We start from the raw sequence: 547 nt of genomic DNA, 5'->3' as shown, positions 1-547 counted from the left end.
TCCTGGGAATATTCCTCCATTACCATCAACTTTTACTCTCGGTTCTATAACGTCTTTAACTGGTATTATTCTAACGCTTTCCCCTGGACGAACTATATCTAAATCTATTGATTTTATATGTTCATCTCCACCAATTTCTTTTAACATCTCTTCTTTGTTGATGTATAATACTGAATCTTTAACTTCTGTTACTGCTCCAAATTGTACATCTTTTATAAAGATTTTCCCTAACTCAAGACGCATATTGGCACCCCCTAATTTTTTGAACTTAATTTATTTTAACGGGGAATTGAATCCCCATTAATTACTTATAAGTGCTTCTTTATCATAGCTTCTATATTAGAAACTGTAGCATCATCTTTTGTTACTTCATCTATTTTAGCTCCATCTTTGTATATAGCTATAGTTGGAAGACCTAAAACCTTCTCTTTTATAGCAACTCTTCTAGCTTTAGTTATATCGAATTTACAGAACTTTATGTTTTCCCCATATGCTTCTGCAAATTTTTCTATATCTGGAAGTAATGCTTTACAAGGCTCACAACCTT

At 32.2% G+C, this 547-nt stretch carries 2 protein-coding genes; both read right to left on the bottom strand.

Translation table 11 applies throughout. The features are described 5' to 3' along the window. Nucleotides 1-243, bottom strand: a 243-nt coding sequence (locus AZI32_RS17570; protein ID WP_242865332.1) for a glycine/sarcosine/betaine reductase component B subunit, incomplete at its 3' end; no start/stop codon positions are given. 65 nt (nt 244-308) lie between these two features. Further along, a partial coding sequence (locus AZI32_RS17565; protein ID WP_061997198.1) for a thioredoxin family protein occupies nt 309-547 on the bottom strand: 239 nt, incomplete at its 5' end.

This window comes from Clostridium sp. ATCC 25772 (assembly GCF_001573875.1).
GTDB lineage: Bacteria > Bacillota > Clostridia > Clostridiales > Clostridiaceae > Clostridium_J > Clostridium_J senegalense.
This window is presented reverse-complemented; position numbering and strand designations above follow the sequence as displayed.